Raw genomic sequence first — 209 nt, forward strand, 5'->3', positions numbered from 1 at the left:
AAAGTCACACCGGTGACGATCTCACTCCACGCTCCTACTCCTGCTGCGGTTTTCGCTCGTACTCGGAACGCATGCTCGCTATTCGCCACTAATGCACTCTTTGTATAAACCAGACCATTGACGGGAACGATCACGCCGTCCACTTCCAGATCATATCCGGTTGCTCCTGTTACTGCTGTCCATTTCAACGCCACTGTGGTGTTCGTAGC

The 209-nt window shown here is 52.6% G+C and carries 1 protein-coding gene; it reads right to left on the reverse strand.

Translation table 11 applies throughout. The annotated features are described in order from the left end of the window. Positions 1–209 (reverse strand): fibronectin type III domain-containing protein (locus JO375_RS06850; RefSeq protein WP_229523747.1); only part of this gene is annotated, 209 nt, incomplete at both ends.

The organism is Paenibacillus farraposensis, from assembly GCF_020736845.1.
Taxonomy (GTDB): Bacteria; Bacillota; Bacilli; order Paenibacillales; family Paenibacillaceae; genus Paenibacillus; species Paenibacillus farraposensis.